8 protein-coding genes, 4 tRNA genes and 1 pseudogene are annotated in these 8,126 nt (G+C 42.3%); 5 read left to right on the top strand and 8 right to left on the bottom strand.

Annotation, left to right across the window (positions count from 1 at the left end):
- Positions 1-3 precede the first annotated feature (3 nt).
- Positions 4-76, bottom strand: a tRNA-Gly gene (locus AB5642_RS19230).
- A gap of 3 nt (positions 77-79) precedes the next feature.
- Positions 80-150, bottom strand: a tRNA-Gly gene (locus tag AB5642_RS19225).
- A 106-nt stretch (positions 151-256) separates the two neighbouring features.
- Here AB5642_RS19225 and AB5642_RS19220 point away from each other — a divergent pair.
- Positions 257-373, top strand: a complete 117-nt coding sequence (locus AB5642_RS19220; RefSeq protein ID WP_306467823.1) for a DUF6783 domain-containing protein — start codon at positions 257-259, stop codon at positions 371-373.
- On the opposite strand, the pseudogene AB5642_RS19215 reads toward AB5642_RS19220, so the two are convergent.
- Positions 326-433, bottom strand: a pseudogene (locus AB5642_RS19215) (DUF6783 domain-containing protein); the annotation flags it as partial. The gene AB5642_RS19220 and the pseudogene AB5642_RS19215 overlap by 48 nt on opposite strands.
- A 151-nt stretch (positions 434-584) precedes the next feature.
- Positions 585-1,511 carry a serine O-acetyltransferase EpsC gene (epsC, locus tag AB5642_RS19210; protein ID WP_173716423.1) on the bottom strand — a complete coding sequence of 309 codons (927 nt, stop codon included), beginning with the start codon at positions 1,509-1,511 and terminating at the stop codon, positions 585-587.
- 112 nt (positions 1,512-1,623) lie between these two features.
- On the opposite strand from epsC, the gene AB5642_RS19205 reads away from it, so the two are divergent.
- A tRNA-Ser gene (locus tag AB5642_RS19205) sits at positions 1,624-1,711 on the top strand.
- Between the two features lie 87 nt (positions 1,712-1,798).
- Positions 1,799-1,869, top strand: a tRNA-Trp gene (locus tag AB5642_RS19200).
- Positions 1,870-2,088: 219 nt separating this feature from the next.
- Here AB5642_RS19200 and AB5642_RS19195 read toward each other — a convergent pair.
- Genes AB5642_RS19195 through modA form a run of 3 tightly spaced genes read right to left on the bottom strand, consistent with a single transcriptional unit; the run spans position 2,089 to position 4,735 of the window.
- Positions 2,089-3,141, bottom strand: coding sequence for a sulfate/molybdate ABC transporter ATP-binding protein (locus tag AB5642_RS19195; RefSeq protein WP_173719644.1), 1,053 nt, complete (start codon positions 3,139-3,141; stop codon positions 2,089-2,091).
- Positions 3,141-3,836, bottom strand: a complete 696-nt coding sequence (gene modB, locus AB5642_RS19190) for a molybdate ABC transporter permease subunit (RefSeq protein WP_118579234.1) — start codon at positions 3,834-3,836, stop codon at positions 3,141-3,143. Before modB ends, AB5642_RS19195 begins: the two co-directional genes overlap by 1 nt.
- Positions 3,837-3,847: 11 nt before the next feature.
- Positions 3,848-4,735 carry a molybdate ABC transporter substrate-binding protein gene (modA, locus tag AB5642_RS19185; protein ID WP_173719646.1) on the bottom strand — a complete coding sequence of 296 codons (888 nt, stop codon included), beginning with the start codon at positions 4,733-4,735 and terminating at the stop codon, positions 3,848-3,850.
- A gap of 398 nt (positions 4,736-5,133) precedes the next feature.
- On the opposite strand from modA, the gene AB5642_RS19180 reads away from it, so the two are divergent.
- Both AB5642_RS19180 and AB5642_RS19175 read left to right on the top strand, forming a co-directional pair.
- Positions 5,134-5,346, top strand: a complete 213-nt coding sequence (locus AB5642_RS19180; RefSeq protein WP_118579240.1) for a molybdopterin-binding protein — start codon at positions 5,134-5,136, stop codon at positions 5,344-5,346.
- A complete protein-coding gene (locus tag AB5642_RS19175; protein ID WP_173719648.1) occupies positions 5,339-6,301 on the top strand; it encodes a helix-turn-helix transcriptional regulator in 963 nt (320 codons plus the stop codon). Before AB5642_RS19180 ends, AB5642_RS19175 begins: the two co-directional genes overlap by 8 nt.
- 183 nt (positions 6,302-6,484) lie before the next feature.
- On the opposite strand, the gene AB5642_RS19170 is transcribed toward AB5642_RS19175, so the two are convergent.
- Positions 6,485-7,897: an MATE family efflux transporter gene (locus AB5642_RS19170; RefSeq protein ID WP_237926106.1), complete on the bottom strand. Its 1,413-nt coding sequence runs from the start codon at positions 7,895-7,897 to the stop codon at positions 6,485-6,487.
- Between the last annotated feature and the right edge of the window lie 229 nt (positions 7,898-8,126).

The following is an 8,126-nucleotide window of genomic DNA, read 5'->3' as shown; positions in this document are numbered from 1 at the left end:
AAGAGCGATAGACGGGGCTCGAACCCGCGGTCTCGACCTTGGCAAGGTCGCGCGTTACCAACTACGCCACTATCGCATAAGCGGGTGATGGGAATCGAACCCACGTATCCAGCTTGGAAGGCTGGTGTTCTACCATTGAACTACACCCGCACATTTGTGCTTGTCCGTCACAACGAAGATTAGTATATCTGATGTTGGAATATTTGTCAACAACTTTTTTGAAATTTTTTAATTTTTTCTTTTGTTTCTAAGATTGATGCAATATTGCTTGTCTGTTAGAGCATGTTTGAAAAAGGCTTTCTGCAAGATGTACGTCACAATTTGTGGGAGATTTTGCCCGGATGAAAGAGCCATAGCGGGCTACGACAACTGAATTCGGGCGAAATATACCGCAAAGTGGGGCGTGCAGATTGGGGAATGATTTTTCAAACATGCTCTGGAGCAGTCAACAGTTACACGGTTCACCATATTCAAAGCGATGCATGTTACCAGATTCACACTACGACTTTCTGTTTTTCCAGAAATGATATTTTCTAAAACACCACCGTGCCTGCTCTGTTAACTGCCATTTTCACTTTATTCCGTTAATTTTCCCAATCCCAGACATTGGAAGCTTCCACATGTGTACGCGGTTTCTTGATCACCAGCTCTGGACTCTTCGCACTTACCTTGGAGTTTGCAGGAATCGATTCTGTGATAAATGTGTTTCCGCCGATGATCGTATTCTCCCCAATCACAGTTTCTCCACCAAGTACAGAAGAATTGGAATAAATGGTTACATTATCTTCAATAGTAGGATGACGCTTCACACCAGAAAGCTGCTGTCCTTTTCTTGTAGAAAGCGCGCCAAGGGTAACTCCCTGATACAGCTTCACATTATTCCCAATAGTAGTCGTTTCACCGATTACTACGCCAGTGCCATGGTCAATAAAGAAATATTCCCCAATCGTAGCACCTGGGTTAATATCGATTCCTGTGTGGTCATGAGCATACTCTGTCATAATCCTTGGAATAAACGGAACCTCCTCCAGATAAAGGATGTGTGCCAGACGATACACATAAATTGCCAGAAATCCCGGATAGGAGAAAATAATCTCCTCTTTACTCTTCGCAGCCGGGTCACCATCAAAACCAGCCTGCACATCTTTCAGCAGCATCTCCTGCACTTCCGGAAGCTGCTCAAAAAATCTGGAGGTTATCTGTGCTGCCTTGCCGCATGCACTGGTCATATCATCGCCAACATACAGAAAAGCCGTCTCAATCTGCGCCTGCATACGGTCAAACAGGTCATTGAGCAGATATCCGGTATAATGTTCCGGAAAAACAGCTGCTCCCGAATCAATATCGAAATATCCCGGAAAAATAACTGATCTCATTTCTTTCACAATATTAATAATCGCTGCACGGACTGGCAGATGTCTTCCGCTCTTTGTCAGAAACAGCTCTTCCTTACGGTAATTGGCAGTCAGACGTTCTACTGCATTCTCTATGGATGTCTTTTTGTCACTCATAACTGGTCTCCTCGTATTTTGCTTTCCTTTCATATTATTACACTATTCTTTTTACGTCAATAAAAAAAAGATTGACCTTTATCCAATCCCCCGATATAATGGAGAATGTCATGGAGATGTACCCAAGTGGCTGAAGGGTCCGCACTCGAAATGCGGTAGGCCGGGTAACCGGTGCGAGGGTTCAAATCCCTCCATCTCCGTTTCATAATTGTTTTCGTGCAAATTTTATTAATTTTGCCTTGACAACTGTTCCTTTTGTATGTATAATTGCAACAGAAACAAAACATAGGGGATTGGTCAAATGGTATGATAGGGGTCTCCAAAACCTTTGGTGGGAGTTCGATTCTCTCATCCCCTGCTCTTAAGCGTCAGAAATCTTGTAATTCAAGGTTTCCGGCGTTTTTTTATCGCAGCATCAGAGCTTGTTTAAAAAAAGTTCTAAAACATATCTGAAATAAAGACATTCTTCTACTATCCGTCTTCTGCAGACTTCGCAATACAAAATAAGGAATATGAAACAGCAAACCATTCCATGCTGTCTCATATTCCTTTATTATTCATTCAGAACCACCTTGTTTTATTTCTTCAACAACATCACATGCTCTGGTGGAAAATACAGATACTTTGGGATATTGTCCTTTGCAGTTTCCTGGAAATTCTTTTTCTGGCACATCCACCACAAAGTGCCGCTTTCTGCAGCCCCTTTATTACGAAACAGATACTGATGCTCAAAAGTATTTTCAATATACTCCTCAACCTGCACTTCCATGGTATTCTCACCAGCCTTAGTTGCCGGCCTCATCCAATGTCCCCGGATTCCAACATGGGTAATATCCTCTGTCACTTCCTGTTCTGAACGAAGCATAAGCTCCCAATCCAATGCATAAACCTCATGGCTGCCCATCTTCTGCACTGCAGAAAAATTCTTACATCCAGTCAGCCTTGCAGCCTCCAGATACTGAGGATTTTCGAAAATATCCCTGGTCTCACCAGTAAGAATATCTTTTCCATTATTCAACAGGGTCAGCTGACTGCAGAACTTATAGGCCTCATCCCTACTGTGAGTTACCATAATCATATCGCCTTTGTAATCTTTCAAAAAATTCTGCATATCACGCTGCAAAATATCCTTCAGATACCCATCCAGCGCAGAAAAAGGTTCATCCAGAAGAATCACCTCCGGCTCTCCGATCATCATACGCGCAAGAGCCACCCGCTGCTGCTGACCGCCAGAAAGCTGCGACGGAAAATGCTTTTCCAGTCCCTCCAAATGATATCTTTTTATGTAATCTGCAACCTTCTGTGAAAGCTTGCTTTTTTCCCCTCGATACCCGCAGGCAATATTCTTTTCCACAGTCATAGTTGGGAAAAGGGCATAATTCTGAAACAGGTATCCAACTCTTCTCTCCTGAGGCTTTAAATTAATTTTTTCCTCAGAATCAAAAACAGTCTTCCCGTTAATAATGATTCTTCCGGAATCCGGAGTTTCAATTCCGGCAATACTGCGAAGAGTCATACTCTTTCCGCTTCCGGAAGCGCCCAGGATCCCTATAGGTCCATCCTGCCCCTTCAGTCTTACATCCAGGGAAAAACCTTTAAAATTTTTCTGAATATCAAGTTCAATCGCCATTATATCCACCTTCTGGTCTGCATTCCTCTGCCGGAAGCAATATTAATTGCTGCAACCACCAGAAATGAGATCAATATGATCACTACGACCCAGAAACCTGCCATATCATAATTTCCAGCTGCAGTCTCTGATGCAATTGCAACAGAAACCGTCCTTGTCTTTCCAAGGATATTGCCGGCAAGCATGGAGGTTGCTCCATATTCTCCAATGGCACGGGCAAAAGCCAGTACAGTACCGGAAGCAATTCCAGGTCCTGCTGCAGGTATAATTACCTTCCAGAATATCCGGCTTTCACTCATTCCCAGAGTTCTTCCTGCATAGATCAGATTCACATCCACCTGCTCAAAGGCCGCCCTGGCATTTCGATACATCAGTGGAAACGCGATCACAGAAGCTGCGATCACACATCCGGTCCATGTCTGAACTACTTTAATATCAAAATTGTCCAGCAGAAAACTTCCAAAAGGCCTTTTCAGGCTAAAAAGCAAAAGCAGGCAGAATCCAGCTACTGTAGGAGGCAGAACAAGAGGCATTGTCAGAATCCCATCCAGCACTGCCCTTGCTCCCGGTTTCAGTTTCATGATCTTCCTTGCACAGAATACACCCAGAAAAAAAGCAAATATAGTTGCTGCCACACCGGTTTTCAAAGAAATCCACAAAGGACTCCAGTTTATTTCACTGAGAAATTCTACCATATTATTATCCTTTATTCTGCAGTGTCTTCAGATGCTTCCTCTGTCGGCTCTGCGGTCTCTTCAGCGGCTGCCATGTCATCCGTTTTCTCGTCATTTACATAAGCTGCAAATCCATATTTCTCAAATACTTCAAAAGCTTCATCAGACTGAAGGTACTCAAGAAATGCTTCTGCTGCTGCTTTATCATCATCACTTGCTTCTTTATCTTCTACCATTCCGGCAGGGTAAAGTACAGGTGTTTTAAGGCTTTCCTCCGGTGCCTCTGCAATAACCTCAACAGAATCTGCCACAGAAGCCGCATCCGTAGCATATACGATACCAACCTCATTGCTGCCCTCACTTACAGATGCAAGTACATCTGTAACATTCTTACCTTCGTTGATCTCCATCTTGTTTACTTCATCTGTAATTCCAAGATTATCAAAAATCTCGCGGGAATACTGTCCAACCGGAACGTCCTCTCCGGCAAGGGCAAGGTTTGCAGCATCTGTGATGTTCTCAAATCCGGTTACCTTGGTCTCCCCATCCTTTGGTTTAATAAGAACAACTTTATTCTCAAGAAGATCCACTACAGAATCCTTGTCAGCAAGTCCCTCGTCAACCAATGCATCCATCTGCTTCGTAGCTGCTGAGAAGAAAATATCGCAGCGGGCGCCTTCCTCAATCTGAGTCTGCAAAGTTCCTGAACTGTCCGCATTGTAAAGAATCTCAACATCCGGATAAGTCTCATTAAAATTCTTCTGAATCTCTTCCATGGCGTTATTCAGGCTGGCTGCAATAAATGCGTAAACCTCACATTTCAGTTCCGCTGTCTCTGCTTCAGCAGATACGAAAGTAGTTCCAAACATCATAGTTCCCATAACACCAGCCATAAGTGCTGCAAAAACTCTTTTTTTCATTTCACGCCCTCCATTCTTGTTGTATTTTGTTGTGTTTTGTTATGTTTTGTTCGGTTTCATTCATTATACTTAATTTCATTTGCTATGTCAATTTGAACCTGCATTGTTTGTACAATTTTTATTAGTTCACACAAATTTTTTTTACTTTTCATTTTTTCTCCAACGAAACACTCCTTGTTATTTTCTTTCCAACATGCTATGATATTTAAATACTACCAATAATAAATACAAAAGGCAGCTGCTTCTCAGCTATGGAACACGTTCATACTCCTGTCTAATCTCCTACTTGCTCATATGTTCCGATCTGTCTGATATCCATCCATTCAGCATATAGACATAATGAATACACGGCTGTCGTTCAGGAATTTTGTAATAAATAATGAAAAGAGGATTTAAATATGAAATTAAGTGCACGCAATCAGTTAAAAGGAAAAGTTATCAATATCAATAAGGGAGCCGTTAACTCCATCGTCACAATTGATATCGGAGGCGGCAACATTATCACAGCTACTATTTCCTGTGCAGCTGTAGAAGAACTTGGACTTGAAGTTGGCTCTGACGCTTACGCAGTCATTAAGGCAACCAACGTTATGGTGGGAATTGATGAATAAACTTTATACTGCTCAGGAAATTGCAGACAAGCTTCAAATTAAGAAGACCACGGTTTATGAATTGATCAAACGTGGAGAATTATATTCTTCTAAAGTAGGAAAACAGCTTCGCATCAGCGAGCAGCAGCTGAAACAATACCTGGAGCGTTCCGGTTCCGGCAATAACATGCCAGATCAGAAAGCCGCTTCTTCCAGTACCCCTAACGGAAATCTGCAGATTCCGGAACTTCCTCCAGAAAGTTCCCTTTTGAAGAGGGATTATCTTCTCCACTCCAGCGGACTGATCCTTTGCGGACAGTTTTCCCCGGCTCTCGAACTTCTGATCAGCCAGATGTCCATTCACCCTCAGGGGATTCCAGTCCTTCAATCCTTTATGAACAGCTACAACAGCCTGTATTCTCTTTATTTCAAAAAGGCTCACATAGCATGTGCAAGTCTGGATCTGGAACATATCCGCAGCCTTGTCCCAGGTGTACAGCTTTCTCTTTTATGCCTTTATGAGTATTCCATAGGGCTTTATGTTCCTTCTGGAAACCCTTTGAAGCTTTCAGGTCTGATGGATTTCGCCTGTAAAGACATAAAGATTGCCAATCGAGAAAAAGGAAGTACACCACGGATTTACCTGGACCAGTTTCTTTTCTCAGAAAAAATTTCGCCAGCCAGCATATCTGGTTACCATACTGAACTGGTATCTGATATTTCCACTGCCGCAGCTATTGCTACGCACAAGGCAGATTCAGCTCTTGGAGAAGAATACGCAGCACACCAGTCCGGACTTCTAGATTTTATTCCGCTTCAGACACTTCCTATGTATCTGGTCATGGAAACGGAAGCCCTTTCCCAGCCTGGATTCTCTGCTCTTCTTGAAATTGTACGGTCTGAAGATTTCCGAACGATTCTTCAGGGACAGACCGGATATAATGTGACACGGACAGGGGAACTACTTTCTCTTTAAAATACCCATGGATAATAAAAATGCTTTTAATTTATTTACGCAGCTGCTGAACTGCTGTTTGAATAAATTAAAAGCATTTTTTCTTAGAGCGCATTTGAAAAAGCCTTTTTCAAACACGCTCCAGATAAGTCATTCGGTTAACAAAAAACTCTATTTGCAAAATAATTATCAGGCATTCCACGCCTATTTTCCGGAAACAATATTCTGCATCCATACACCTTTCTTAACCAGCACAAAACCCACAATACACTTCAAAATATCTCCCACCTGTACCATGGCAAAAACAGCCAACACGTGTAAACCTGTGAAGCGACTGAGGCAATACGCAATGGGTACACTGACACACCACACAAATACACTGTCAAATAAAAATGTAATGATCGTTTTTCCACCGGAACGCAAGGTAAAATATGAAGCATGCAGGAATGCGTTCTGCGGCATAAAAATTGCCATGATCATAATAAAGTATTTCGCCAGTTCCTGCGCATCCAGATTGGTGTTATACAGCTTTGGGAAAAATGGTGCGACAATCAGCATGACTAATGCCACTCCAGTGCAGCACATAACAGAAAATGCAATCATCTTATTATCTGTATCTCTGGCCTTCTTCATATTTCCCGCGCCTAACAGCTGTCCCACTACAATGGCAACAGAGTCTCCCAAAGCGATGAATACGACATTAAAAACATTATTAATGGTATTTGCAATATTCTGTGCAGCTACTACGTTTAATCCCCGAATAGAATAGCACTGGGTAAGAATTGCCATTCCGGCTGCCCAGAGAGTCTCATTAAGCAGCAGCGGAGTTCCTTTGATCAAAATCTTCTTTGTTAAATTAGCTGGTACCTTCAGCGTACTGTAAAGCCCTTTGGCAAAAGGCATTTTCTCTGTGTGGGTATGTGACCATATAATTATAATTGCAGCCTCCACATAGCGGGAAAGAACAGTCGCAATAGCGGCTCCCTGTACCCCCAGCTCCGGAAAACCAAATTTACCATAAATAAGAAGATAGTTGAATACAAGATTCACAAGTACTGCAGTAACTCCCGCCTTCATAGGCTGAACAGTCTCTCCGCATTCGCGAAGGGTACTGGAGTATGCCTGACTGATCATAAATGGCGGCAATCCAATAAACATGATCCACAAATACTGCATTCCATATCTGCTCGTAGCCTCCAGCGCAGCTGCACTTCCTTCGCCTTTCAGATACATGCCGATCAGGTTTTCTCCTGAGCACATTAAAATCAATATTGTTATAATTGTGAGCGCAATTACCAGCCATAATTTGTAGCGAAATGTCTGGCGCACACCTTCATGATCCTTCTGGCCTGCGTACTGAGCTGTAAAAATTCCAGCACCGGACACGCCTCCAAACAGACAAAGATTATATACAAAAAGAAGCTGATTTACAATGGCTGCCCCTGACATTTGCTCTGTGCCAATCCTTCCGATCATAATATTGTCCAGAAGGCTGACAAAATTAGTGATACCATTCTGTATCATAATGGGTATTGCAATTGCAAGTACCATTTTGTAAAAGGCCTTATCTCCCAGAAATTTCTTCCGGAATCCAGCCTTAGTTACTGTGTTTTCCATTTATCAATTTCCCCCTTCATTTCCAAACTGTAAAACAGAATATTTGTTCTGTGATTACAGCGTGGTAGATACTAAGTTACTACATATTGGGAAATAATGCAATAGGTAAATGTAAACAAATGAGAAAATTTTGCAATAGGAACCTACACACAAAAAAAACGATAACCAACCGGCTACCGTTTCCGTTCTGTACCTTCAAAACTACATACATGTTACATCCTAATGGAAT

This window comes from Ruminococcus sp. 1001136sp1_2201st1_G3_2201SCRN_220225 (assembly GCF_040924365.1).
GTDB lineage: Bacteria > Bacillota > Clostridia > Lachnospirales > Lachnospiraceae > Blautia_A > Blautia_A faecis.
This window is presented reverse-complemented; position numbering and strand designations above follow the sequence as displayed.